The organism is Allokutzneria sp. A3M-2-11 16 (assembly GCF_024213555.1).
Lineage (GTDB): Bacteria > Actinomycetota > Actinomycetes > Mycobacteriales > Pseudonocardiaceae > Allokutzneria.
Map to the genome: position 1 here is coordinate 224,774 of NZ_JANAVO010000008.1, position 24,618 is coordinate 249,391.

The following is a 24,618-nucleotide window of genomic DNA, read 5'->3' on the forward strand; positions in this document are numbered from 1 at the left end:
GATTGCGGCGCGCTGCGGCAGCGGACGCGGTCCTGTCGGGGGTGTGTGACAACCTGGACGGGTGTCAGCAAGTGGTTCTTCCCCGTCAGAGGCCTACACAGCGGCGAAGCGACGCGCCAGGTTCCCCCGGCTCACCGACTTCGAACAGCTGGTCTCCTTCGAGCTCGACCCGTTCCAGCGCTCCTCCTGCGAGGCGCTCGAAGAGGGGCACGGCGTCCTGGTCTGCGCGCCCACCGGCGCCGGGAAGACGGTCGTCGGCGAGTTCGCCGTGCACATGGCGCTCGGTGAGGGCCGCAAGTGCTTCTACACCACGCCGATCAAGGCGCTGTCCAACCAGAAGCACGCCGACCTGGTCGCCCGCTACGGCGCGGACAACGTCGGCCTGCTGACCGGGGACACCTCCGTCAACGGCGGCGCGCCCGTGGTGGTGATGACCACCGAGGTGCTGCGCAACATGCTCTACTCCGGTTCGTCCACTGTGGACAACCTGGGCTACGTGGTGATGGACGAGGTGCACTACCTGGCCGACCGCTTCCGCGGCGCGGTCTGGGAGGAGGTCATCCTCAGCCTGCCCGACCACGTGCGGCTGGTCAGCCTGTCGGCGACGGTGAGCAACGCCGAGGAGTTCGGCGAGTGGCTCAAGACCGTGCGCGGGGACACCGCCATCGTCGTCGACGAGGTCCGCCCGGTACCGCTGTGGCAGCACATGCTGGTCGGCAACCGCATGTACGACCTGTTCGCGGCGGAGGACGCGGCCAACTCCGGTGACACCCGGATCAACCCCGAGCTGGCTCGGCAGGTCGGCGAGCTGGACCGGCACTACACCCCGTTCTCCCGAGCCAGGGGGCCCCGCGGGGGCGGGGGCGGGCGCGGGCAGCGCTACCGCCCGCCGTCGCGGCCCGACGTGGTTGAGCGGCTGGACGGTGCCGGGCTGCTGCCCGCGATCCTGTTCATCTTCAGCCGCGCGGGCTGCGACGAGTCGGTCCGCCAGTGCCTGCGCGCCGGGGTGCGGCTGACGGTGGAGTCCGAGGTCGAGCAGATCCGCGAGATCATCAAGGAGAAGACGGCCGAGCTGCCCGAGGGCGACCTGACGGTGCTCGGCTTCTGGGAGTGGCGGGAGGCGCTGGAGCGCGGCGTGGCCGCGCACCACGCCGGGCTGCTGCCCGCGTTCAAGGAGACCGTCGAGGAGCTCTTCGTCCGCGGCCTGTGCAAGGCGGTCTTCGCCACCGAGACGCTGGCGCTGGGCATCAACATGCCCGCCCGCACGGTGGTGCTGGAGAAGCTGGTCAAGTACAACGGCGAGGCCCACGTGGACCTGACGCCGGGGGAGTACACCCAGCTCACCGGGCGCGCCGGGCGGCGGGGCATCGACATCGAGGGCCACGCGGTCGTGGTGTGGCAGCCGGGCATCGACCCGAAGCAGGTCGGCGGCCTCGCCTCCACCCGCACCTACCCGCTGCGCTCGTCGTTCCGGCCCGCCTACAACATGGCCGTGAACCTGGTGCAGCGCCTGGGCGTGGTGCAGTCCCGGGAGATGCTGGAGCAGTCCTTCGCGCAGTTCCAGGCCGACCGCTCGGTGGTGGGCGTGGCCCGCAAGATCGAGCGCAACCGCGAGGCGCTGGACGGCTACGCCGAGTCGATGCGGTGCCACCTCGGTGACTTCGTCGAGTACGCGGGGCTGCGCAAGCAGATCTCCACCAGGGAGAAGGCGCTGGCCAAGCAGAACAGCTCGGCCAAGCGCGCGGAGGTGGAGACCTCGCTGGAGCGGCTGCGCAAGGGCGATGTGATCGCCGTGCCGACCGGGCGGCGCAGCGGGCTGGCCATCGTCATCGACCCCGGGCTGGACCAGCGCGGGGAGACCCGGCCGCTGGTGGTCAACGAGGACCGCTGGGCCGGTCGGCTCTCCGCGGCCGACTTCCCCGCGCCGGTGGAGGCGCTGGGCCAGGTGCGGCTGCCGAAGCAGGTCGACGTGCGCTCGCCCAAGTCGCGCCGCGATCTCGCCTCCACCCTGCGCGCCAGCGGGATCAGCGTGCCGACGCGGCCGGGGCGCAAGCGGTCCGGGCTGGACGAGGACGGCGAGCTGTCGGCGCTGCGCCGGGCCCTGCGCGCGCACCCCTGCCACGGCTGCGACAAGCGCGAGGAGCACGCCCGCTGGGGCGAACGGCACCAGCGGTTGACTGCGGAGACCGAGCAGTTGGAACGCAAGGTCGCCGGGACCACGCACTCCCTGGCCCGCGCCTTCGACCGGATCAGGGCGCTGCTGCGGGAGCGCGGCTACCTCGACGGCGACGGCGAGCACGAGCAGGTCACCGAGCACGGCCGCAGGCTGACCCGGCTCTACAGCGAGTCGGACCTGCTCGCGGCGGAGTGCCTGCGGCACGGGGTGTGGCGCGGCCTGGACGCGCCGGAGCTGGCCGCGGTCATCTCCGCGCTGGTCTTCGAGGCGCGGCGGGACCCGCTGGGCGCTCCCCGCGTCCCGGCGGGACCGGTCACCGAGGCGCTGGCCGCGACCGTGCGGCTGTGGGCCGAACTGGAGGACGACGAGGGCCGGTTCCGGTTGCACAACCGCACCAGGGAACCCGACATCGGCTTCGCCTGGCCGATCTTCCGCTGGGCCAGGGGGGAGTCGCTGGAGAAGGTGCTCACCGCGGCGGAGGCCAACGGCCAGGAGCTCTCCGCCGGTGACTTCGTCCGCTGGTGCCGCCAGGTGATCGACCTGCTCGACCAGGTGCGGGACGTGGTCGGCCGGGCCGATCCGGTCGGCGCCACCGCGGCCAAGGCGGCCCTCTCCCTGCGCAGGGGCGTGGTGGCGATGGGCACGCTGTGAGCGGGACACGGATACCGTGGTGAACGGCAATACAGACCCAATTCGTCGGTCCGCTGCGAAATGACGGCGGAGCTGTGGTTGGATCGCGCGAAGCGACGCTCAGCCGACTAGAGGCCAGTCCGACCAGCTGTGCCGGGCGCGCGAAGTCGTCCATGGCGCGACCTCGATTCCGGAGGCGAACAGAGAATGACCAGCCCCTACGGCCCGCCCGGAGGGAACGACCCCAACCAGCAGCAGTGGGGTCAGCAGCCCTACGGCGGGGGGTACGGCCAGCAGGGCACCCCGTCCGGCGGTTTCCCCCAGCAGCCCGGCCAGCAGCCCCCGTACGACCCGAACCAGGGCCAGTTCGGCCAGCAGCCCGGCCAGCCCCAGCCCGGCCAGTTCCCGGGCCAGCCCGGCCAGCCGCAGCAGCCCGGTGGCTACCCGCCGCCCGGCTACCCGCAGCAGCCGGGGCAGCCGGGTCAGTTCGGCCAGCAGCCCGGTCAGCCCCAGCCCGGCCAGTACCCCGGTCAGCCGCAGCCCGGACAGCAGCCCGGTCAGTTCGGCCAGCCCGGTCAGCCGGGGCAGTTCGGCCAGAACCCCTACGGCGCGCCGCAGCCGGAGAAGAAGAAGTCCAAGACGCCGCTGATCATCGGCGTGGTCGCGATCGTGGTGCTGGCCGCGGTCGGCGTCACCGGGTTCGTCACCCCGGGCTTCTTCGTGAGCAAGGTCTTCGACAACACGGCGATGCAGAACGACGTGAAGAAGATGCTCACCGAGCGGTACGGCCAGACCAAGACCGAGTCGGTGAGCTGCCCGGCGGGCCAGAAGGTCGCGGTCAACGCCGCCTTCGAGTGCAAGGCCAAGATCGACGGCAAGGACAAGGTCATCCCGATCACGGTGAAGACCGCTGAGGGCCGCTACGAGGTCGGCTACCCGAAGTAGCGCTCGGACAGCCAGCGCGGGGCGATCGGTTATCCGGTCGCCCCGTTCGCCTTTTCCGGAGAGGATCACCGCGTGAGCGACTACCTGATCCGGGTGCTGGAGGAGGACGAGAAGCGCGCCGCGCAGAGCGTGTTCCTCGGCAGCCTGCACGTCGGCCCAGCCACCGACGAATCGTGGGAGTACAGCGGTGACGGCTACCCCGCGCAGCGCTGCTTCGGCGCCTTCCGCGAGGGCCGGATCGTGGGCACCGCCCAGTCCTTCGCCTCGTCCATGGCCGTGCCCGGCGGCGCGGTGCTCCCGCTCGCCGCGGTGAGCCGGGTGGGCGTGCGCGCCGACCACACCCGCCGCGGCGTGCTGACCGAGCTGATGCGCGCGCAGCTGCGGCAGGTGCGTGAGCTGGGAGAGCCGCTGGCGTCGCTGCACGCGACCGAGCCGGTGATCTACGGCCGGTTCGGCTACGGCGTCGCCTGCCGGGGTCGCACCGTGGAGGTGGGCACGACCAGGGGCCGCGCGGTGCCCCCGCTGCCCGGTGACGGCGAGATCCGGTTGCTGGAGACCGATGAGCTGGCGGCGGAGCTGCCGAGGATCTACGAGCGGATCGGGCTGCACCGCCCCGGCATGATGAGCCGTCCGCGCGGGTGGTGGCGGATGCAGCTGGAGCGCAGGATCGCGCTGAAGGACCACCTCGTCGCGGCCGTCCACAGTGGACCGGACGGGGACGACGGGTACGCGCTCTACGAGCCCACGATGGTGAACATCTCGCCGGATGAGCGGGACCGCCGCCTCGACGTGCACGACATGCACGGCGCGTCCCTCGGGGTGGTGCTCGGCCTGTGGCGCTTCCTGCTCGCCGCCGACCTGGTCCGCTGGGTGCGGGCGTGGGGGCGGCCGCTGGACGAGCACGTCGAGCTGATCCTGCCGAACCGGGGAGACTGCCGGACGGTCGAGCTGGGCGACGAGACCTGGCTGCGGCTGGTCGACGTGCGCGCCGCGCTCGCCGCGCGCACGTACGGTGCGGCCGAGCCGGTCGTGGTCGAGGTGCACGACCGCCTCCTGCCGGAGAACTCCGGGCGCTACCGAGTCGGGCCGGACGGGGTGGAGCGCTCGGACGCTTCCGCGGACCTGGAGCTGCCGGTCGACTCGCTGGCCATGCTCTACCTGGGCGATGTGTCCGCCTCCGCGCTGGCCGCGACGGGTCGGCTCACCGTGCACGAGCCGTCCGCTCTCACCCGGGCCGACCGCCTCTTCGCCGCCGACCGCTCGCCGAACTCGGGGACGTTCTTCTGACGGTCCACGAACGCCGCGGTGATCAACGGGTCAGCTCGTTGGCCGCAGGTCGATCCTGTCCATCCAGGGCTAGGACAGGGCGGCGACGATGCGGTCCACCGAGCGGCTGAGGCCCCACTGCTCCTGGAGCGCGCGCACGCGGTCGAGGTCGACGGGGGCGTTCGGCAGCACGTCGTCGCGGTCCAGGCTGACCGGGGCGTCAACGGCCACGCGGACCACCTTCGGGGCCACGGTGAGGTAGTCGCGGGCCGCCTCCAGCTTGCCGCGCGAGCGCGCCGGGATGCGGGTGTCGGCCGGATCGTCGAGCGCGGCGAGCAGGTCCTCCACCGAGCCGACTGCGGTGATCAGGCCCGCCGCCGTCTTCTCGCCGATCCCCGCGACGCCGGGCAGGCCGTCGGAGGGATCGCCGCGCAGCGCCGCCATGTCCGCGTACGCGGGGCCCGCCCGGTCCACCGGCAGGCTGTAGCGCTCGGCGAGCTCCACCGGGCCGAAGAACTCCGCCTTCGCGATGCCCTTGCCGGTGTACATCACGCGCACCGCGGTCGGCTCCTCGCGCACGAGCTGGAACAGGTCGCGGTCGCCGGTCACCACCTCCACCGGGTCGCGGTCCTCGGCCGTGGCCAGCGCGCCGATCACGTCGTCGGCCTCGTAGCCCGCCGCCTCCGCGGTGGCGATGCCGAGCGCGTCCAGCAGCTCCAGGATCACCGGGACCTGCGGGGTGAGGGTGTCCGGCACCTCCTCGGCGTTGATGTCCGGTTCGGCGACGCGGTGCGCCTTGTAGGAGGGCAGCGCCTCCACCCGGAACGCGGGCCGCCAGTCCGCGTCCAGGCAGGCGACCAGCCGGGACGGGCGCCGCTCGGTGATGATCTTGGCGACCATGTCGGCGAAGCCGCGCACGGCGTTGACCGGGGTGCCGTCCGGCGCCGTCATCGACTCGGGCAGCGCGTAGAAGGCACGGAACCACAGGCTCGCGGAGTCGAGCAGTACCAGCTTCGTCACGCGGCACAGCCTGCCACCGCACCCCGACAACCGCGTGAGGGCCACCTCCTTGCGCGTTTTGCAATATGGTCATATTGTAAAAACATGCCCAAGGTGATCGACCACGAACTCCGGCGCAGGCAGGTGGTGGACGCCCTGCTGCGGCTCACCGCCGAGCGCGGGCTGGACGAGGTCAGTGTCGCCAAGGTGGCCGCGGCCGCCGGGGTGTCGGTGGGACTGGTGCAGCACTACTTCGCGAACAAGGACGAGATGCTGCTGCTGGCCTTCCACACCATCGACGAGCGCTTCGACGAGCGCCTGCGGGCGTGGCTGGAGACCACCGGCGGCGGGCCGGAGGACGTGCCGGTGCGCTCGCTGGTCCGCGAGGTGCTGCTGCAGCTGATGCCGCTGGACCAGGAGCGGGCCGACGAGGTCCGGGTCTGGCTGGCCTTCTGCGCGCGCAGCGTGGGCACGCCGCAGCTGGCCAAGGTCTACGAGACGGCCATGCTGCGGCGCCTGGAACAGATGTCCGACGCCGTGCGGCGCGGACAGGAGGCCGGGGAGATCCCAGCGGGCCTCGACCCCTCCGGGGAGGCGCTGCAGTTGCTCGCCTTCGCCGAGGGGCTGGCCCAGCAGGCGTTGCTCGCCGCCGGGCACATCGCGACCGAGGTGGTCGTCGACGCCGTCGACGTGCAGCTCGGTCGCGTGTTTCTGTCGTCAGTCACAGGGGAGAACGCATGATCTACGCGGCCATCATCGGAGCCGAGATCGGGTTCTGGTTATTCATCGCACTGGGCCTGCTGTCCCGCTACATCCTCAAGAAGCCGAAGCTCGGCGTCTTCTTCCTGATCTGCACCCCGCTGACGGACCTGTTCCTGCTGGCGGTCGCGGGCTACGACCTCTCGGCGGGCGGCAGGGCCGAGTTCCACCACGCGATCGCCGCGATCTACCTCGGCATCTCGGTGGTGTTCGGGCACCGGATGATCCGCTGGGCCGACGAGCGGATGAACCACCGCTTCGCCGGGGGCCCGCCGCCGCGCCCGAAGCCGGAGTACGGCCGCGAGCACGCGCGGTACCTGCGTCGCGGGTGGTTCCAGCACCTGGGGGCCTGGGCGCTCGGGTGCAGCCTGCTCGTCGGTGGTTTCTGGCTGGCCGACTGGGACATGGCCCGGGCCGAGGAGCTGGTCGAGGTCGGCAGGCTCTGGACGATCATCATGCTCGCCGACGGCGCGTACTCGCTGTCCTTCACCTTCAAGCCCAAGCCCGAGCCGCACCGCCGCGAGGTCTCCTACTCGCGTCGCTGACGCCGACGTAGGCCGGTCTTCAAGTACCGCGAACCCCGCCCACGATCGTCTTCAACCGCCCCCAACCCCCGGAGCTCCCGGGGGTTGGGGGCGGTTGGCGATCGCTGGGAAGGGGGTAGGGGGTACTTGAAGACGCCCCGACGTGGCCGGTGGTCGTGATGGTCGGCCGTCGTGATGGTCGGTGGTCATGAGGGTTCGACTGCGCCACTCGGTCGTGTTCACTCGCCCGCTCCGCGTAACCACGGGGCGGGCGAGCGTCGTCTGGCGGGTTGGCAACTACTCCGATCGGATTACTTCGGTTACGACTACCGATCGCTTTCGGTAACTGATTTGCCAAGAACCCATTGCAAAGCGTCCTTGGCGAACTAACTTTCCGCGGGTGCCGACAACGACCGATCCCACGCGGCAGGGGCAGCCACTCGACGCCCGCAGCCTCCGGGGGCTGGCGCATCCGCTGCGCCTGCGCATCCTGGGGCTGCTCCGCGAGGACGGCCCGGCCACCGCCTCGGGGCTCGCCGCCCGTCTCGGCGAGAGCTCCGGCAGCACCAGCTGGCATCTGCGCCAGCTGGCCGAGTACGGGTTCATCGAGGAGGACCCGGACCGCGGCAACCGGCGCGACCGCTGGTGGCGGGCCCGCCACGAAGTGACCGTCTTCGACAAAGCCCAGTTCCTCGACGACCCCGATTCGTGGTGCGCGTTGCAGGTGCTGATGCACGAGGTGGTCAACCGCGACTTCGGCCACGCCGCCGCGTTCGTCGCCGCCGTGGAGTCCTGGCGCCGCGAATGGGTGTGCGCCTCGACCCTGTCCGACTGGGACCTGCGGCTCACCGCACCGGAACTCGCCGAGCTCGTCGAGGAGCTCGGTGCCGTCATCGAGCGCTACCGCAGGCCACGGGCCGAGGGGGACGAGGCGGTCCGGGTGCAGCTGCAGGCGTTTCCCCGCAACCGCCATGAGGAGCAGCAGCCTTGACCCTTGCCGAACCCGCCCCGCTACCGCGAGCCGCCGTCGGGGCGTTCCCGGCGCGGGCCCCCGTGCGGACCAGGGGGCCGCTCGCCGCGGTGCTCGTCGCCAACGCGGTGTCCGGGTGCGGGACGACCATGACCCTGATGGCCATCCCGTGGTTCGTGCTCCAGACGACCGGCAGCGCCACCCAGACCGGCCTGGTCGGGGCGATCGAGGCGGTCGGCCTCGTGCTGTCCTCGGTGCTGGGCGGCCCCCTGGTCGGCCGGTTCGGCGCCAGGCGGGTGAGCATGCTCTCCGACCTGGTCGCCGCCGTCGCGGTGGGGCTGATCCCGTTGCTGCACAGCACGACCGGGCTGCCGTTCTGGCAGCTGGTGGTGCTGGCCATGGTGCTCGGCCTGAGCCGCGCGCCCGGGGACACCGCGCGCTACAGCATGCTGCCGCGGCTGACCGAGCTCGCCGGGACCACGATGGAGCGCGCGGCCAGCGGCTACGACGGCGCGGGCCGGGCGACCAGGATGCTGGGCGGGCCGCTCGCCGGATCGCTGATCGCGCTGACCGGGCCGCCGCAGGTGCTGGTGATCGACGCGGTGACGTTCCTGTTCTCCACCATGGTGATCGCCGTCGGGGTGCGGCACCTCGACGCGGAGCCCGGACTGCGCAGGCACTACTTCGGCGAGCTGCGCGAGGGCCTGTCGTACCTGCGCTCGGACCGGTTGATCGCGGCCATCGCCGGGATGATCGCGGTGACCAACGCGCTGGACAGCGCCACGATCACGGTGCTCATGCCCTCCTACGCCCGCGATGTGCTGCACAGCAGCGTGGCGCTCGGGATGATCATCGGCGTCTTCGGCGCCTGCGCGCTCACCGGAACCCTGGTGTACGGCTGGATCGGGCACCGCATCCACCACCGCAGGCTGTTGTTCACCACGGCGTTCATCCTCGTCGGCCCCGTGCGGCTGCTGATCTACACGGTGGACCCGGGGCTGCCCGCGATCCTGCTCGTGGTCGCGGTCGCCGGGTTCGCTGCGGGTTCGATCAACCCGCTGCTCGCGGTGGTGGAGTACGGGCGCATCCCGGTGCACATCCGCAGCACGGTGATCGGCGCGATCGGGGCCTGCGCCCTGGTGGGCATGCCGCTGGGCTCGCTGCTGGGCGGGCTGGCCGTGGAGACCTGGGAGGTGCACCTGACCTTCGCCGCGGGCGGGGTGATCTACCTCGTCGCGACGCTGTGCCCGCTGGTGTTCCCGATCTGGCGGCAGATGGACGCGCGCCAGTAGTCCACAGTGGACGTACGGCGGTCAGCCGCGCTTGGTGAAGCGGCTGCCGCCGTACTTCTTGTGCACGGCCTGTTTCGACACGCCGAGCGCCTCGGCGATCAGCGCCCACGGCACACCCCTGGTGCGGGCGCGCCGGACCTGGACGGCCTCGATGCGCTCGGCCTCGTGCCGGATCTCGGCGGCGGCGTGCAGGGCCTTGAGCGGGTCGTCGTCGCCCGCCTGCCCGACCAGCGTTGCCAACCTGTCGACCTCCATCCGCCCAACCTACGTCCTCGTCCTGTCGTCAATCTAGGTTGACTTGAAAGCCGCGTCAACTTTGGTTGACTTCGACTAGTCTGGTACGCATGTCCACAACCACCGGGACGCTTGACGTCCCAGCGTTTCGGGCCCGCCTGGGCCGGGCCGCGGAGGCCGCCGGGAAGGCCGGGACCGACGCCCTGGTGATCTCCCCGGGATCGGACCTGCGCTACCTGCTCGGCGTCGGCGGCGGCTCGCACGAGCGGCTGAGCTGCCTGGTGCTGCCCACCGGCGGCGCGCCCGTGCTGCTGCTGCCCGCGCTGGAGGCGCCCGGCTACGCCCACCTGCCGCTGGACGGCCTCGGTGTCGAGCTGCGCACGTGGGTGGACGGGGAGGACCCGTTCCGGATGGTCGCCGACCACATCACGGGCGCGGCGGCCTTCGCGGTCTCGGACATGATGCCCGCGCTGCACGCGTTGGGGCTGCGCGACGCGATCGGCTCGGCGCGGCAGGAGCTGGCCGGACCGATCGTGCGGGAACTGCGGATGCGCAAGGACACCGCGGAGATCGAGGCGCTGGCCGAGGCGGGCGCGGCGATCGACCGGGTGCACGCGCGGATGGGCGAGTGGCTGCGCGCCGGGCGCACCGAGGCGGAGGTCCGGGCGGACATCGCCGCGGCGATCGTCGCCGAGGGGCACGCCTGGGCCGAGTTCGTGATCGTCGGCTCCGGCCCCAACGGCGCGAGCCCGCACCACGAGGTCTCCGACCGGGTCATCGAGCCCGGCGACGTCGTGGTGATCGACATCGGCGGGCCGATGCCCAGCGGCTACAACTCCGACTGCACAAGGACTTACTCGATCGGCGCGCCGCGGCAGAGCGATGTCGCCGACGTCTACGAGGTGCTCCAGCTGGCCCAGGCGGCCGCCGTGCGCGCGGTCCACCCCGGCGCCACCGCCGAGTCCGTCGACGCCGCGGCCCGCTCCGTGATCGCCGCCGTCGGGTTCGGCGAGTACTTCGTCCACCGCACCGGCCACGGCATCGGGCTCGACGTGCACGAGGAGCCGTACGTGGTGGCGGGCAACGAGATTTCGCTGGAGCCGGGCATGGCGTTCAGCGTCGAGCCCGGCATCTACCTGCCCGGCCGGTGGGGCGCGCGGATCGAGGACATCGTGGTGGTCACCGAGCACGGCGCCCGGTCGCTGAACAACCAGCCGCACGAACTGGTGGAGCTATGAGTACCTCGCTGGAGGCCATCGACCGCGCCATCCTGCGCGAGCTGAGCGAGGACGGCCGGTGCAGCTTCACCGACCTCGCCGAGCGCGTCGGGCTGAGCGTTTCCGCCGTGCACCAACGGGTCCGGCGGCTGGAGCAGCGTGGGGTGCTGCGCGGCTACCAGGGCAAGCTGGACTACGAGCAGGTCGGCCTGCCGCTGACGGCCTTCATCTCCGTGACGCCGATCGACCCCTCGGCGCCCGACGACTACCCGCAGCGGCTGGAGCACCTGCGGGAGATCGAGGCGTGCTACTCCGTCGCCGGGGACTACTCCTACATCCTGCTGGTGCGCGTCGCCCGCGCCACGGCACTTGAGGACCTGCTGCGCCGCATCCGCGAGTCGGCCAACGTCTCCACCAAGACCACCGTGGTGCTCTCCACCCCCTACGAGGCCCGACCCCCAGCCGTCTAGCCCCACACCACGTAAACTGTGCCTATGCGCCCCAACCGCCCCCGCACCCAACGCGAGGCGGCCGCAACCTAGAGATCTCCCGTTTCGTACTCATAGCGGGGAAGAGAGCGCTCCCAAATCCCGGCAAGAGTACGAAACGGAAGATCTTTGGCGGCCTCAGCGCGGGATGGGGGCTAGGTGAGCGTGGCGGTCAGGCGGGCGGGGACGTCGGCGGGGGTGATCCGGCCCGTGTAGGCGGCGTGCAGCACCTGGAAAGCCTGCTCGTACAACAAGTGCGGCAGCGGTTCGCCGCGCACCAGGCGCTCGTGGCACTCGTCGTTGAAGGTCGTCATGTGCTCGCGCAGCACCTCGATCGGCGAGCCCTTGGCGACCGGCCACCGGTCCAGCAGCGCCGGGTACCCCTGGCGGTACCGGTCGTGCCCGGCGACGATCTGCGTGGAGTCGACGGTGTCGCTGCGCTGGTCGGCGATGCGGTGGTAGACCACGGTCGGCCGTCCGGTCGCCGCGGCCCGCCAACCGTGGCCGTGCACCAAGCGCAGCAACAGTTCCCAGTCCACGAGCACCGGGATCGACGGGTCGAAGCGCGCGGCGCGGTCGTTGCGGCACACGATGGCCGAGGTGGGGATGTAGTTGCCGACGAGCAGCAGTCCGGCGTCGAACTCCACGTCGAAGAACGCCTTGGCGTGCAAGGGTTCCTCGCCGGGCTGGACGCGGTGGTCACTGGTCCGGCAGAAGGCGTAGACGAGGTCGGCCTCGCGCAGCGCGGCGACGGCGGTCTCCAGGTGCTCCGGCAGGTAGAGATCGTCGTCGTCGAGGAACGCCAGGTAGCGGCCGTCCGCGGCCTCGATGCCGGTGTTGCGCGCGGTGGCGTGCCCGTGCGAGCCGGGCGACTCGACCAGCTTGACCTCGTCCAGCCCGGCCTTCTCCACGACGTCCTCGACGCTCGCGCCGCCGTCGTTGACCACCACCACCTCGACGCGGTGGCCGGAGCCGGGATCACACAACGTCTGCGCCGCAACGCTTTCCAGCGCCGCGGCCAGCTGCTCCGCGCGGTCCTTCGTCGGCACGATCACGCTCACCAGCGGTTCCATGATCACGACCGTAGTGCGCGGGCCGGGCGTCCAGAACCCCGCCCGCGCCTCGTTCCGTAAGGCAAAACCCGAAGCCCGATACTCATCCCCCGGCACCCCCGGGTTGAGGCGTCTTCAAGTACCACCGACCCCGCCCCCCACGGTCGCAAACCGCCCCCAACCCTCGGACGCGGCGGGGGTTGGGGGCGGTTGGAGACTTCTGGGGTGGGGGTTGGGGGTACTTGAAGACCGCCGAACCTCCCCTCAGCCTGAGGCGCGTTTGAGGGCGGCCTCTCCGGTGACGAGGTCGAGATCGCCGGTGGGGGAGGGCACGCACGCGCCGATGCGCTCGGGGGTGCGGAGGAAGCGGCCCAGGCAGCGGCCGATCTGCTCGTGGCCGTTGCCGTTGGGGTGGAAGGACTCCTGCATCGCGTGCCGCGCGCGGTCGTCGTGGCGGAGGTCGCCCCAGTTCACCGTCAGCCGGGTGAACCACTCCGACTTCCCCTCCGCCACCGAGGTGCACGCCTCGTGGCCCACCCCGGCCTCGGCGAGGTCGAGGAAGCGCGCGCCCACGCTGTCGGCGGCGCGGCGCAGGCCGTCGGCGAGCTGGTAGACCGCCTTGGTGCGGACCCACTGCAGGTCCTCGACGCGGAACGGGCAGCCCGCCAGGCTCTGGAGGCTGGACATCACGTTGGGGCCGACCGGGGCGGCGTAGGACTGCACGACCAGGGAGTAGGCCGAGTCCTGGTAGCCCGCCTTGCGCATCACCGCGCGGATGTCGCTGAGGGCCTTGCCGACCTTGGGCACCATCCGCTCGACCCGCTTCGGCCAGTCCTCGGTCAGGTTCGCCGCGCACCCGGCCGCGCGGCCCAGCAGCCAGGCCCCGGCGCAGTCGGTCACCGTCCGGGCGAAGCCGGGATCGTCGTTGGCGCCCATCTGCACCACCACGGTGGTGACCCGGAACCGGCGGGCCACCTCGGCCAGGCGCTGCGCCTGCGAGCGCTCGGTGTGGTGGGCGGTGTCGGTCAGGCCGACATCGCGCGCGACCGCACCGGAGCAGGCGAGGTTGATCGTGGTGATCGGCTTGGTCAGCGCGGTGTGGTGCACCAGGGCGCGGTTGGAGCGGTGGCACCAGTTGCCGCCCTCGCCATCGGTGCCGGGCTCGTAGTCGCCGACGCCCTCGCCGGACATCGAGCTGTCGCCGAGGGCCACCACCGCGTGCGGGGCCTCGGCGGGCGGGCCGGGGGTCAGGGGGCCGCGGCCGTCCGCCACCAGCACGCTCGCCCCGATGACCGGCACCGCGAGCGTGAACAGGACCAGCCGCAGCGGGCGAAAACGGTCTCGGGCGCGCATCGCGTCGAGTCTATCGAGGCGTGCGGCGCGGAGACTGGGCGTTTCGAGTGCTTCTCAGGCTGGTTCAGGACGCTTCGCGGTGCCGGTGGCCCGTGGTCTCCGCCTCGGCCTCGGCGGGCTCGTCGGTGGTCGCGGTGATGCCCTTGAAGATCTCGTCGACCAGCTCGTCGTAGATCGGTGTGGCTGCTGACTGCTCCATGAGGTCCCCCTATTGGTCTAATCGGAACCTGGGCAGGCTAACTCAGAGTTCCGGCGATCGCATGTCCTTGATGTCGATGCGATCTTCGTCACGAACGGATATGGGCGGGCCGTGACCGGGTCGCCACGGCGCGTGTCGCCCGCTTATGCGCAATCACGCAGAGAAACGATCCGCACCTCTTTCCGCTGGGCTGCTCCAAGGGGCCTGGATAAGGCTGTTATCGGGGCTGTGCCGGGGATAACGCCGCAGTCGAGCGGCGGGTTCCGGCTTGCGGGAGACCTGCTTCGCGAGGGTCCGCGAAACAGGAACGCACATCACGACGGCCTATTCCTTGGCCGACTCCTGGCTGTTCGACTGGGGCAAGGGGAAAGGCTTGGATCAATGAGCCGACCGCGAATTGCGTCGTCCCTCACAGTGAGGACGGTGGGTCGTGCTCCCGTGCTCGTGGAGCGGGTCGAGCAGCCCGGCCCGAGGACTGTCCACTGTGGACTTCGGTGCGAGGCGAAGTGCCGGGGGACGTGGCCGGATGATCCCTAGGATCGCCCGCATGCTGATCCGCCGAACGGCCACGGCGCTGGCCGCTGTCCTCACCGTCTCCCTCACCGGGGTGGCCGGCGCGGAAGCGCCGAAGCAGGTGTCCTTCTACAACCACGCGTACGCGGTGGTGGACCGGGAGACCGCCGACGCGGTCGAGCACTCGCGTTACCTGCGCGACTTCGCCAACGTCGAGGTCCGCACGAGCAGCGGCGGTGGCCTGACCTGGACGGGGCGCTACCTGTACGGGCGCGAGACCTACTTCGAGCTGTTCGGGGTCGGCGACCTGCCCGGCAAGGACGGCGAGCTCGGCTCGGCCGGGCTGGCGGTCTCGACCGAGAACGCGGGCGAGCTGGCCAAGGTCGACGCGCGCTTGACGAAGCCCGTCAAGTACCGCCAGACACGGGATTTCGGTGACGGCGTCCCGGTTCCGTGGTTCGACACCACCCGCGCGGCCGACAAGTACACGGCCTTCGACGCCTGGGTTATGGAGTACCTGCCCGAGTACTTCGCCGACCCTCGCAGCAAGACCGAACCGGCCAGCCGCCCCGGCGATGTCGGCCGGGAGCGCTACCTGTCCGACGGCTACCAGAATCGCCTGATGCGCGACGTGAGTGGCATCCACATGGCCGTCACCAAGGAAGACCTGGCCATCTCGACGCCGTTGTTCCGGGCGGGCGGCTGTGCGCTCCAGTCCGTGCCGACCGGTGTTGTCGCGCGGTGCGGTGCGACCACGATGCGACTCGACACAGTTCCGCGCGCGCGAGCTGGCCTGCGCCAGATCGACTTCGTGCTGAACAGGGCGGTGGACCGCCACGAGGAGCGGGTCGGCCGGTCGAAGCTCGTCGTCGGCCCAGGTGCTCGCGCCGTCTGGACCTTCGCCTAGGAAACACGCCCCTCGACCAGGCGGAGCTGCCGGTGCGCCGCCTCGTGGACTTCCTTGTCGTGGGTGGCCACGAGCACCGCGGCGCCCTCTTCGGCGGCGCGGCGCAGGAGGCCGAGCACCAGGGGCACGGTCGCGTGGTCGAGGTGCGCGGTCGGCTCGTCAGCGAGCAGGAGGCGCGGACGGGGCGCGAGCGCTCGGGCGAGCGCCGCGCGCTGCCGCTGCCCGAACGACAGCTCGGTGGGGTAGCGGTCGCCGAGCGCGCCGATCCCCAGCTCGTCGAGCAGTTCCGTGACGCGGGCCGCGTGCTCCTCGCCGCGCAGGCGCAACGGCAGCGCCACGTTCTCCGCGACCGTCAGCTCGTCGGCGAGGCCCATCACCTGCGGCAGCACCGCGCAGTCCGTCCAGGCGGGCGGCGCGGTCATCCGCTCGCCGAGCAACAGCACCTCGCCGGAGTCCGCGGTGTCGAATCCGCTCAGCACGGCGAAAAGCGCGCTCTTGCCGGAGCCGGACGGACCGGCCAGCGTCACGAACTCGCCCGCGGCCACCTCCAGGTCCACGCCGCTGAGCACCTCGACGGTGCCGAACGATCGACGGATCTCGTGCGCGCTCAGGACAGTGCTCATCGGTGGATCCTCCCGTCGCGCAGGCGCACCACCGGCTCGCCCAGCTCGATCAGCCGGTCGTCGTGCGAGGCGGTCACTACGGTCACGTCCCAGGTTGCCAGCTCGGCAAGGGTTTCCAGCACCAGCGTGGCCGAACGGGCGTCTAGCTGGGAGGTCGGTTCGTCGGCCAGCAGCACCTCCGCCCCCGTCGCCAGCGCGCACGCGAAGGCCAGCCGCTGCTGCTGGCCACCGGAGAGCGCGCTGGTCCGCCAGTCCTCGGTGCCCGGCAAACCCAAGCGCGCCAACAGGTCCGGCGGTGCCGACGAGCGCCCGGCCAGCTGCGCGGCCGCGAGCAGGTTCTCGCCGACGGTGAGGTAGTCGAACAGGTTCTCCGCCGGATTCTGGAAGATCATCACGACGCGGTCCCTGCGCAGCCGCCGCAGCCTGCGGTGGGGCAGCCCGGTCACCGCCTCGCCGCCGTAGAACACGGTGCCCGCGGTCGGCTGCTCCACCAGGCCGAGCATGCGCAGCAGCGTGGACTTCCCCGAACCCGACGGTCCGGCGAGCACGGTCAGCCCGCGCCTTGGCACCGTCAGGTGCACGTCGTCCACGGCCGTGACCGGGCCGGACGGTGTCGGGTAGTCCACGCGGACTCCGCGCAGTTCCAGAACGTTCCCAGCGTATTGCTCAGCCACGCAGCAGCTCCCCGGCTCGTGCGGTTCGGGCCGCCCGGACGGCGATCGCGCCCGCCAGCACCACGACCGCAGCGGCGGCGAGCGTGGTCAGCAGCACGAACGGGACCGGGTTCGGGACAGCGGGGAGCGGGGCCAGCCGTGGCGCGGGATCGAGCCGGGCCGCCGACAGGGCCGCGCTGATCACCCCGGCCGCCGTGCCGACCGCGGTGGCCAGCGCCGCGATCACGCCGAGCTCCACGAGGTGGCTGGACACCAGGGTTCGCCGCCGCAGCCCCATCCGCGTCGCCAACGCGCTGAACAAGGCGTTCTGCCGCCTGCGCACTTCGACGGAGAGCAGCAGCGAGCAGGCCGCCAGCACCGCGAGGACCGCACCGAGCGCGGTGATGAACGAGAACGTCCAGCTCACCACGTAGAACGGCAGGGCGTCGATCACCTTGGTCCGGCTCTGCGGGTTGAAGTAGCGAACCCCGCCCGCGGTGAGCTGTGCGGTGAACTCGTTGATGTCGGTGGATGTGCTCCACAGCCGCCATGCCGCGGCGTCATAGGCGTTCGGCAGTGCCTCGCGCGCGATCACGTAGCCCTTGTCGACGCCGAAACCGGGGAACTGCGGCACCGACGCGACTGTGCGGAGTTTGACCCCGCTCACCGGTTCCCATTGGCCCTCAGGCGTTTTGCCGACCCGGAGCGCGGGCGCGGTGCCGGACGCGTCGCGTGGACCGAGCTTGGTGAGCGCGTCGCCGATGTCCACCGAGGAGATCCGCTTGAAGCTCGCGCGGTCGACCACGAGCACGCGGACCTGGTTGCCGTTGACCAGACCGGGCGCGTCACCGACCAACGTGGTGGTGGAACTCAGTTCCTGGGGAATCCGGACCTTGCCCTCCGCGACCGCGAGCGGCAGCTGCACGGCGGTGTTCGCGCCGACGATCATGCCGGACTTGTCGTTGAGGGCGTTCTGCTGCGCGCTCGCGACGCCGTAGCCGACCGCGACCGTGCCCACCGCCAGCGCGGCCACGGTCAGCACTCCGGTCGCGGTCGTCCTGGAGATCGCCAGCCGCCGCACCGCGAGCTGCACCGCGGGCCAGGACCACGCGTCGAGCCGGTGCGAAGCGCCTAGGGAGACGCCGAGCACGCGCGAGATCAGCCCGGCGGCGGTCAGCACCACGAGCAGCGGGAAGGCCAGCGCGATCGGGTCGATTCGCGGCAGCACCTCGCCGCGCTGCACGGTGAGCGCGCCGTCCAGGAGCCGCGTCCACGACCACACCGCGAGCGCGGAAGTGCCCAGCTCCCAAGGAATCCAACGCAGAACGCGGCGATTCCGGGGCTTGGCCTGGAAAGTGTGGCGCACGTGGACGGCCGTGGTCGCTCCGACGACGAGCACCGCGACGCCGAGCACTCCCGCGACGATCGCGATGACGAGGCCGAGCGTGCCGGGCTCCAACGCGGTGCTGGGCGCGAACAACGGCAGCGCGAGCCTGCCGAGCCCGACACCGGCCGCGCCGCCGAGCACGAACGGCACGATCAGCTCCAACACGGCTTTGCCGCCCAGTGCGGCGGGAGAGACCCCGCGCACCCACAGCAGCCGTACCTCGGCGCGTCGGCGCTGACACCACTGCACGGCGACCGCGCCGACCGCGACCATGCCGACCAGGACGGTGACGGCCGTCAGCGGCAGCACCGCGAGCAGCACGCTCGTCCGGGCCTGCTCGGAGAGCTCGATGCCCCGGCGCAGCGAATCGGTCTTGGTGAGCCCGGCCTCGTTGATCTCGTTCAGCAGCGCGGTCGATCGCCCGGACAGCTCGTGAGCTTCGCTGAGCGTCGCCGGTAGCTGGTGCGGGAAGCGCATCGTGAGCGTGTACTGGACGGGCATCCTCGCCATGAGCCGGTCGAACTCCGCACGATCGGGCAGGAATCCCAGTGCGGCCGTCGTGCCCTCGCCCGCGAGGGGATTGGCCACGACGTAGCGTTCCTCGCTGCACCACCAGTTCCCGCTCGGCGCCGCGATGTCCTCGAAGATCGTCGTCACCGGCGGGAGCAGGCCGCCGAGGCCCCGGTCGCCGAGCTTCACCGCACCGGCCTCGGCCACGCTCCTCGGCAGCCACACCCCGGAGCGCTCACCACCGGAGATGATCTTGACGTGGTCGGCCGCGCCGTCGCGGTGGCCGAGCCGCAGCCACGGGGTCTTGCCGTTGAAGTCCATCCGCGCCACCGCCGTGTAGCGGCCGGTGAGCACGCCATCGAAGCCGTTGCGCGCCGCGGCGCCCGCGCCGATCCGCACCGCCCGCTCCACCTGCGCCGGGCGCAGCCGGTCGCCGTCGACCGTGGGCGTGACGATCATCGGGCAGCCGCGGCCGGTCTGGTAGGCGACCGCGGCCGAACCGCTCGCCACCGTGTGGCTGATCGCGGCCGTCACCACGAACGCGAGCACGAGTCCGGCCAGCGCGGCGACGAGCACGGTCGAGACGCTGGCCAGCGCGGCGCGGGGAGCACGGGTCCAAGGGAGGCGCACGTGCGGACACTACCTGCGAAAACGCTGTGGCGGCCCGGAATCGCCAACTCGGGCCGTCCGCCGTAAGCCCCGCTGCGCCACCCGGAGTGCGACGGTCGCAGCAGCGCCCGGTATTGATAAGTGGATCACCACGGCGAGCGGGGAGGGGCATGGCGGGCGGTTACGCGGTGCTCGACGTGGAGACCACGGGCCTGTCCTCGGGGTGGCACGACCGCGTCGTGGAGATCGGCGTGGTGCTGCTCGACCGCGACGGCGCGGTCACGGGGGATTGGTGCACGCTCGTCAATCCAGGCCGCGACCTGGGGCCGCAGCACATCCACGGCATCACGGCCGCGGAGGTGCGCGGGGCACCCGCCTTCCCGGAGATCGCCGCCGAGCTGGCCGGGCTGCTCGCCGGGCGGGTGATCGTCGCGCACAACCTCGCCTTCGACGCGCGTTTCGTCGCCGCCGAGTTCGCCAGGGCGGGCATGGCGGTGCCGGTGCGCTCGGACCTCGGCCTGTGCACGATGGAGCTGTCGAAGAGCTACTTGAAGACCTCGTCCCGCTCGCTCGCGGCGTGCTGCGCGGTGGCCGGGATTCCCTTGCAGCGCGCGCATTCCGCGCTTGACGACGCCTACGCGGCCGCCGGGCTGATGGTGACCTATCTCGGTTTGGAGGCCGCGCGCCCAGAGCCGTGGGCGGACCTGGTGGACGGCGCGGTGCTCCGGCCCTGGCCGTTGAGTCCCGATGGTCCGGCCGTGCCGACCGTGCGCAGGGGAGCGGCTGAGACAGGGCTGTTCGTCGAGCGCATACCGCACGTCGCGAGTGGACTGTCCGATGTGGACGGTTACTTGGAAGTGTTGGACCGCACGCTGATTGACCGCGTGCTGAGCGCCAGCGAACAGGACGAGCTGGTGGAAGCGGCGGTACTGCGGGGAATCGACCGCACCACGGCCGATGCGCTGCACCGCAGGTATCTCGCCGAGTTCGCGCCGCCGAGCCCGGCCGACCGCGCGGCCGTCGCCGACCTGCTCGGCCTTCCCGCGGAACTGGCCGACCGTCCTGCCGAGGGTGCCGTGTGGGGGACCTTCGCGCTCCGGCCGGGCGATCGGATCGCGTTCACCGGCGAGACCGTCAAGCCACGCGAGCTGTGGCAGGACGAGGCGCGCGCCGCCGGGCTCGTGGTGTCCCCGCCGAACATCTGCAAGTGGACCAGGGTGCTCGTCGCGGCCGACCCGGACTCCTTGTCCACCAAGGCCCGCAAGGCGCGGGACTACCGCGTTCCCGTGGTGGTGGAGGACGGGTTCGCGCGGCTGCTCGCGGAGATGCCCCTTACCGTCGACGCCCGGGAGGGGTCCCGGGACTAGTCGTCATCCTCCAGCACCATGAGGTCGGAGTGGGTGATGCTCGGCGTGCGCACGATCAGCTCGGAGAGCAGGTTGTGGCTGAGCAGGTTGCCGATCGGCTGCGGCAGGTCGGCCTCGACCAGCCCGAACACGCCCTTGCGGGACAGCCGCAGGCGCACGGCCTCCACCACGCGGTCCATCTTCCGCACGTTCCAGTCGTCCTCCGGCCGCAGCTCGGCGAGCTGGGTCGCGGCCTGGTTGCGGCCGATCGGCTGGGCGCGCGGGTTGTTCCTCAGGTACTCCTGGCCGAGCACGGCCAGCACGAGCCGTTCCCGCTCGCTCAACGACCAGACGTGCCCCGGCGCGGTGTGCTGGCCGAACAGCGGCGGGGGCAGCGCGCCGTCGCCGCCGTTGACGTACAGCTCCACCACGTGGTGGCGGCCCGCGGGAGTGGTGATCAACACCGAGGTCACCCCGGCGCGCAGCGGCACCGACTCGCCGTCGCCGCGCAGCACGTACTCGCCGACCTCGACGGGCAGCTTGCCGGTGTTGCTCAGGTACCACCAGCCCTGGCGGTGCACGAGCAACCCGTGCTGCCTGCTGATCTTCTTGTCGTCCGCGCCGACCGTGACGTCGGCGGGCTTGTCCGGGTCGTCGGGGCGGCCGCGGCCGAACCGCACCCGAGCGCCCTCGACGGGTGCCGCGGCCGCTGCGCCCGCGACGGTCCGGACGACGAGCGCGCCGGGCAGGGTCCACGGCTTGGCCCGGGGCAGCTCGCCCGGACCCTCCATGCGTGCGACGTTCACCTTCATGATCCTACGAACCCAGGGATAGCTTGTGCGCATGCGATTGTCGGCTTTGCCGTTGCTGCTGTTCACCGTCGTCGCGTGCGGCACGCCACCGCCGCCGCAGCCACCCGCGCCGCCGGTCGTCACGACCACGGTCGCGGTGACCACCACGCCGCCGATCCCGGACCGCCAGCCGCACACGCTGGTGCTCAACGCCACCGGGAGCGGCGACGCGATGCTGAACAAGATCAAGTACAGCCTGGACGGCCAGGTCCAGGAGGAGGGGGCGACACAGCTGCCCTGGCGCAAGTCGCTCAGCGTGCCCGCTGATGGCCTGCCGCACTCCTGGGAGCTGTCGATCACCTACACGGCCGGTCGCAGCGCCAAGCTGGACGTCTTCGCGCTCTACGACGGCAAGGAGATGGGCCGCACCGCGGGCGGGGGCGGCGGCACCGGCAACACGAAGATGACGGGCGGCGCGTCGATCGGCGGCAGGGTGAACGGCTAGGCCGGGTCCTGCGTCCTGCAAGTGGTCGCCAACGACCGTAACGCCCCTCGCGCTCGCCCCCAACATCAGCCAGCGCAGCCTGAACAACCCGTTTCGTACTCTTAACGGGTTTTTGGAGCGCTCTTTTTCCCGTTATGAGTACGAAACGGGGTTCTCTAGGTTGAGGCCGCCTCGCGTTGGATGTGCGGGCGGGTGTGGGGCATGAGCACAGTCTACTTGGTGTGCGGAGTGCTTGGAGGACTTGCAGGAGAGGGGCTAGATGGGCCCTGCGTCGTGGGTCCACCAGTCGATCATCGCGACCGGTGAGGTGCCGCGGTGCGCGACGACGCGGATCGCGAGCCGCTCGTCGGTCCACGACATGCCGCGTTCGCCGGTTTCCTTGTAGGTGTAGCACCGCAGGCTCCCGGTGCTGCCCCCGCGCGAGTAACTGCTCTCGCCGTTGAAGCCCTCGGGGAAGTTCCGGCAGTCCTTGTCGCCCGAACCGCCGGGGCCTTGCGACGTGCGCATGGCCGCGACGTCCTGGAACTGGTAGTACGCGACGAGTTCGGCGCCGCTCGTCCGGCCGCACGCGATGCCGACCGCCGGAACCGCCGCGACGTCCTGCCACTTGAGGCCGGGTGCCGTGCGCACGCAGTGTTTCCGCGACGCTGGCGGGACGTGGTCGAGCAGCTTCCGTTCTTCGGCGGTCGGGAACGGCGGGCTCGACTGCGCGTTGGTCGCCGCGACGATCCGGTCCAGCGGCGCGAGGTGCCACTGCGACCACCAGCCGTGCACCGCGCGCGGATCGGCACCGGTCACCACGCCGATGATCGACAGCGGCTCCGTCGTCCAGGCGATGCTCAACGCGCCGTTGGGAGCCGGGCGGCACAACAGCTGGCCGATGTCCGTGCCGAGCCAGTCATGTCGTTGCGTGCCAAGGAAACCCGGGGCGGACGCGCACGAGACGCCTACGGGCGCCTTGGCTTCGTCGACCATGCCGGTGAACTGGCCGCGCAGCTCCGGCAGCGACGCGAAGCGGTAGTAGCTGACCTGCTGCGGCCCCATGCCGAGCGGTGTGCAGGTGACTGCGGCGACGGCGGTGGGGAACGCGTCCAGGTTCGCCCGCGCGCAGTTCGCGCCAGAGGCCACCGCGATCGTGGCTCGCTCCTCCTCAGTCGGAAACGCCGCAGCGGCACCGGTCCACGTGGTCCACGCCCGCAGGAGCGGCTCGTCCTGCCGCGATTCCATGCGGGTCACCGTGCGCGCGGCGGCGTCGGTCCAGACGACGTTGGTCACGCCGTCCCGCGTGTAGCAGAGAACGCGCCCCTTCGCCTTGCCTGTCAACGGATAGCGGTGTTCGCCGCCGCTCCCGCTCGTGCAGTCACCGCCCTTGGTGACACCGGCTGCCTGTACTGCTCGCGTGTAAGCCTGATCGACTCCGGCTTGATCGGCGAACAGGTCCGTTACGGCTTCCTGTCCTTCGCCGGTGTGGCAAGCGATTGTCGTTGGTGTCGTCGCCGTGCAGTCGCCACGCAGCGCTTCCGGGATGCGTTCCACTGGGACCGGGGTCTTGTTGCTGCCGAACAACACCGACGCCGCGGTCACCACCGCGACGACGCCGACCGCGGTGATGGTGACCGCCCTGGTGCGGCGTGCTCTCGCGGTGGCCAGCGCGTTGACCAGCTCCGCGCAGGAGTCGTAGCGGTCAGCCGGATTCGGCGCGAACGCCTTCGCCAGCACGCGGTTGACGGCCGGTGTCGCGCTGAGCCGGGTGGAGGGCGAGCCGGTCAGGCAGTGCTGGATCACCACCGCGAGCGAGTACACATCGGTCCGGTGGTCGATCGTGCCGCCCCGAACCTGTTCCGGGGACGAGTAGTCCGGAGTGCCGACGAACACCCCCGCCGCGGTCAGCCCCGTCAGCCCGACGTCCTTCGCGATGCCGAAGTCGCAGAGGTACACATGCCCGGTGCCCTCCTCGATCATGATGTTCGCGGGCTTCACGTCGCGGTGGATCAGGCCGAGCGCGTGCGTGCTGTCCAGCGCGGCGGCGACCTGGCCGACGATCCGCAGAGTCTCCTGGAAGCTCAGGACACCGTCGCGCTCGTTGAGCAACTGCCGCAGATTCCGGCCCTGGACGTAGCGCATCGCGAGATAGCGCAGCTCGCCGATCTCCCCGGCCGCGTACACCGGGACCACGTTGGGGTGCTTGAGGGTCACCGCGATGCGGGACTCGCGCTCGAAGCGTTCACTGAGCCCGGGGGAGGACGCCTGCACCTTGAGCGCGACGAGGCGGTCGTGGTGCGTGCGGTCCTCGGCGAGGTAGACCGTGCTCATGTTGGTCTCGGAGAGCGCGGCACGGCGGCGGTAAGCGGGGAGGCGGTCCCAGGCGACGTCGTCCAGGTAGCCGTCTTCTGTGTCTTCCACCGACTTCCTCGGGGTTGGGGTCGGGGCATTTTATCGCTTTGGGGGTGTGGGGGGGTGTTGGTGGGGTTCCGGCTTGTGTGGGCTTCCGGCGTGAGGGGGCTGGGCTTCCAGCTTGTGCGGGCTGGGGCTTCCAGCGGGGTCGGCTGGGCTTCCTGCTTGCGTGGGCTGGGCTTCCAGCGGAGTTGGCTGAGCTTCCAGCGGGGGGCGCTGGGCTTCCAGCGTGGGGGTCGGCTTGACCTGGGGGCCCCTTGCGCGTGCCCTTGGGCC

Annotated in this window: 22 protein-coding genes; 12 read left to right on the top strand and 10 right to left on the bottom strand. The window is 71.3% G+C overall.

The genetic code is table 11. The features are described 5' to 3' along the window. The first annotated feature begins 61 nt into the window (after positions 1-61). From NLX83_RS31045 to NLX83_RS31055, 3 genes are all read left to right on the top strand, one after another. Entirely contained in the window at positions 62-2,827 is a 2,766-nt protein-coding gene (locus tag NLX83_RS31045) for a DEAD/DEAH box helicase (RefSeq protein ID WP_254238774.1), read from the top strand. Positions 2,828-3,013: 186 nt separating this feature from the next. Beyond that, on the top strand, positions 3,014-3,751 hold the full coding sequence (locus NLX83_RS31050; protein ID WP_254238775.1) for a DUF4333 domain-containing protein: 738 nt from the start codon (positions 3,014-3,016) through the stop codon (positions 3,749-3,751). Positions 3,752-3,823: 72 nt separating this feature from the next. Beyond that, the gene (locus NLX83_RS31055; protein WP_254238776.1) at positions 3,824-5,038 is read left to right on the top strand and encodes a GNAT family N-acetyltransferase; all 1,215 of its coding nucleotides are present in this window, start codon (positions 3,824-3,826) and stop codon (positions 5,036-5,038) included. Between the two features lie 69 nt (positions 5,039-5,107). Here the strand turns inward: NLX83_RS31055 and NLX83_RS31060 are convergent, their stop codons facing one another. Then, complete coding sequence (locus NLX83_RS31060; RefSeq protein WP_254238777.1) at positions 5,108-6,037, bottom strand: 5'-3' exonuclease; 930 nt, start codon at positions 6,035-6,037, stop codon at positions 5,108-5,110. An 84-nt stretch (positions 6,038-6,121) separates the two neighbouring features. On the opposite strand from NLX83_RS31060, the gene NLX83_RS31065 reads away from it, so the two are divergent. The 4 genes from NLX83_RS31065 (at position 6,122) to NLX83_RS31080 (ending at position 9,561) form a co-directional block, all read left to right on the top strand. Then, positions 6,122-6,757, top strand: coding sequence for a TetR/AcrR family transcriptional regulator (locus NLX83_RS31065; protein ID WP_254238778.1), 636 nt, complete (start codon positions 6,122-6,124; stop codon positions 6,755-6,757). Next, positions 6,754-7,320 (top strand): hypothetical protein, encoded by a 567-nt coding sequence (locus NLX83_RS31070; protein ID WP_254238779.1) that lies wholly within the window; start codon positions 6,754-6,756, stop codon positions 7,318-7,320. Before NLX83_RS31065 ends, NLX83_RS31070 begins: the two co-directional genes overlap by 4 nt. Before the next feature lie 379 nt (positions 7,321-7,699). Then, on the top strand, positions 7,700-8,290 hold the full coding sequence (locus NLX83_RS31075; RefSeq protein WP_254238780.1) for a winged helix-turn-helix domain-containing protein: 591 nt from the start codon (positions 7,700-7,702) through the stop codon (positions 8,288-8,290). Further along, positions 8,287-9,561, top strand: coding sequence for an MFS transporter (locus NLX83_RS31080; protein WP_254238781.1), 1,275 nt, complete (start codon positions 8,287-8,289; stop codon positions 9,559-9,561). Before NLX83_RS31075 ends, NLX83_RS31080 begins: the two co-directional genes overlap by 4 nt. Positions 9,562-9,582: 21 nt before the next feature. On the opposite strand, the gene NLX83_RS31085 is transcribed toward NLX83_RS31080, so the two are convergent. Then, entirely contained in the window at positions 9,583-9,816 is a 234-nt protein-coding gene (locus tag NLX83_RS31085) for a hypothetical protein (RefSeq protein WP_254238782.1), read from the bottom strand. Between the two features lie 89 nt (positions 9,817-9,905). On the opposite strand from NLX83_RS31085, the gene NLX83_RS31090 reads away from it, so the two are divergent. Then, complete coding sequence (locus tag NLX83_RS31090; RefSeq protein WP_254238783.1) at positions 9,906-11,033, top strand: M24 family metallopeptidase; 1,128 nt, start codon at positions 9,906-9,908, stop codon at positions 11,031-11,033. Then, positions 11,030-11,482 carry an Lrp/AsnC family transcriptional regulator gene (locus NLX83_RS31095; RefSeq protein ID WP_030429185.1) on the top strand — a complete coding sequence of 151 codons (453 nt, stop codon included), beginning with the start codon at positions 11,030-11,032 and terminating at the stop codon, positions 11,480-11,482. Before NLX83_RS31090 ends, NLX83_RS31095 begins: the two co-directional genes overlap by 4 nt. A 173-nt stretch (positions 11,483-11,655) precedes the next feature. On the opposite strand, the gene NLX83_RS31100 is transcribed toward NLX83_RS31095, so the two are convergent. From NLX83_RS31100 to NLX83_RS41385, 3 genes are all read right to left on the bottom strand, one after another. Further along, the gene (locus NLX83_RS31100; RefSeq protein WP_254238784.1) at positions 11,656-12,573 is read right to left on the bottom strand and encodes a glycosyltransferase family 2 protein; all 918 of its coding nucleotides are present in this window, start codon (positions 12,571-12,573) and stop codon (positions 11,656-11,658) included. 243 nt (positions 12,574-12,816) lie between these two features. After that, positions 12,817-13,905, bottom strand: a complete 1,089-nt coding sequence (locus NLX83_RS31105) for a GDSL-type esterase/lipase family protein (RefSeq protein WP_254238785.1) — start codon at positions 13,903-13,905, stop codon at positions 12,817-12,819. A gap of 64 nt (positions 13,906-13,969) precedes the next feature. Continuing rightward, positions 13,970-14,104 (bottom strand): hypothetical protein, encoded by a 135-nt coding sequence (locus tag NLX83_RS41385; RefSeq protein WP_256564665.1) that lies wholly within the window; start codon positions 14,102-14,104, stop codon positions 13,970-13,972. A 547-nt stretch (positions 14,105-14,651) separates the two neighbouring features. Here NLX83_RS41385 and NLX83_RS31110 point away from each other — a divergent pair. Next, a complete protein-coding gene (locus NLX83_RS31110; RefSeq protein WP_254238786.1) occupies positions 14,652-15,524 on the top strand; it encodes a DUF5829 family protein in 873 nt (290 codons plus the stop codon). Here the strand turns inward: NLX83_RS31110 and NLX83_RS31115 are convergent. From NLX83_RS31115 to NLX83_RS31125, 3 genes are read right to left on the bottom strand one after another with little or no spacing between them, the layout of a single operon-like run. Next, complete coding sequence (locus tag NLX83_RS31115) at positions 15,521-16,147, bottom strand: ABC transporter ATP-binding protein (RefSeq protein ID WP_254238787.1); 627 nt, start codon at positions 16,145-16,147, stop codon at positions 15,521-15,523. The genes NLX83_RS31110 and NLX83_RS31115 overlap by 4 nt on opposite strands. Beyond that, positions 16,144-16,821 (bottom strand): ABC transporter ATP-binding protein, encoded by a 678-nt coding sequence (locus tag NLX83_RS31120; RefSeq protein WP_254238788.1) that lies wholly within the window; start codon positions 16,819-16,821, stop codon positions 16,144-16,146. Before NLX83_RS31120 ends, NLX83_RS31115 begins: the two co-directional genes overlap by 4 nt. Then, positions 16,814-19,327 (bottom strand): FtsX-like permease family protein, encoded by a 2,514-nt coding sequence (locus NLX83_RS31125; protein ID WP_254238789.1) that lies wholly within the window; start codon positions 19,325-19,327, stop codon positions 16,814-16,816. Before NLX83_RS31125 ends, NLX83_RS31120 begins: the two co-directional genes overlap by 8 nt. 149 nt (positions 19,328-19,476) lie before the next feature. Here NLX83_RS31125 and NLX83_RS31130 point away from each other — a divergent pair, with 149 nt between their 5' ends. Next, on the top strand, positions 19,477-20,673 hold the full coding sequence (locus tag NLX83_RS31130; RefSeq protein WP_254238790.1) for an exonuclease domain-containing protein: 1,197 nt from the start codon (positions 19,477-19,479) through the stop codon (positions 20,671-20,673). Here NLX83_RS31130 and NLX83_RS31135 read toward each other — a convergent pair. After that, positions 20,670-21,458, bottom strand: coding sequence for an FHA domain-containing protein (locus tag NLX83_RS31135; protein ID WP_254238791.1), 789 nt, complete (start codon positions 21,456-21,458; stop codon positions 20,670-20,672). The two genes, NLX83_RS31130 and NLX83_RS31135, sit on opposite strands and share 4 nt — an antisense overlap. Positions 21,459-21,495: 37 nt before the next feature. On the opposite strand from NLX83_RS31135, the gene NLX83_RS31140 reads away from it, so the two are divergent. Beyond that, the gene (locus NLX83_RS31140; RefSeq protein ID WP_254238792.1) at positions 21,496-21,948 is read left to right on the top strand and encodes a hypothetical protein; all 453 of its coding nucleotides are present in this window, start codon (positions 21,496-21,498) and stop codon (positions 21,946-21,948) included. 255 nt (positions 21,949-22,203) lie between these two features. On the opposite strand, the gene NLX83_RS31145 is transcribed toward NLX83_RS31140, so the two are convergent. Continuing rightward, positions 22,204-24,351: a serine/threonine-protein kinase gene (locus NLX83_RS31145; RefSeq protein ID WP_254238793.1), complete on the bottom strand. Its 2,148-nt coding sequence runs from the start codon at positions 24,349-24,351 to the stop codon at positions 22,204-22,206. Positions 24,352-24,618 lie beyond the last annotated feature (267 nt).

Excerpts from the sequence above, each read along its gene's own strand:
- NLX83_RS31050 (WP_254238775.1), top strand. The coding sequence starts at position 3,014 with ATGACCAGCCCCTACGGCCCGCCCGGAGGGAACGACCCCAACCAGCAG.
- NLX83_RS31100 (WP_254238784.1), bottom strand. The coding sequence starts at position 12,573 with ATGGAACCGCTGGTGAGCGTGATCGTGCCGACGAAGGACCGCGCGGAG.
- NLX83_RS31085 (WP_254238782.1), bottom strand. The coding sequence starts at position 9,816 with ATGGAGGTCGACAGGTTGGCAACGCTGGTCGGGCAGGCGGGCGACGAC.
- NLX83_RS31105 (WP_254238785.1), bottom strand. The coding sequence starts at position 13,905 with ATGCGCGCCCGAGACCGTTTTCGCCCGCTGCGGCTGGTCCTGTTCACG.
- NLX83_RS31140 (WP_254238792.1), top strand. The coding sequence starts at position 21,496 with ATGCGATTGTCGGCTTTGCCGTTGCTGCTGTTCACCGTCGTCGCGTGC.
- NLX83_RS31110 (WP_254238786.1), top strand. The coding sequence starts at position 14,652 with ATGCTGATCCGCCGAACGGCCACGGCGCTGGCCGCTGTCCTCACCGTC.
- NLX83_RS31090 (WP_254238783.1), top strand. The coding sequence starts at position 9,906 with ATGTCCACAACCACCGGGACGCTTGACGTCCCAGCGTTTCGGGCCCGC.
- NLX83_RS31070 (WP_254238779.1), top strand. The coding sequence starts at position 6,754 with ATGATCTACGCGGCCATCATCGGAGCCGAGATCGGGTTCTGGTTATTC.
- NLX83_RS31065 (WP_254238778.1), top strand. The coding sequence starts at position 6,122 with ATGCCCAAGGTGATCGACCACGAACTCCGGCGCAGGCAGGTGGTGGAC.
- NLX83_RS31115 (WP_254238787.1), bottom strand. The coding sequence starts at position 16,147 with ATGAGCACTGTCCTGAGCGCGCACGAGATCCGTCGATCGTTCGGCACC.
- NLX83_RS31130 (WP_254238790.1), top strand. The coding sequence starts at position 19,477 with ATGGCGGGCGGTTACGCGGTGCTCGACGTGGAGACCACGGGCCTGTCC.
- NLX83_RS41385 (WP_256564665.1), bottom strand. The coding sequence starts at position 14,104 with ATGGAGCAGTCAGCAGCCACACCGATCTACGACGAGCTGGTCGACGAG.
- NLX83_RS31095 (WP_030429185.1), top strand. The coding sequence starts at position 11,030 with ATGAGTACCTCGCTGGAGGCCATCGACCGCGCCATCCTGCGCGAGCTG.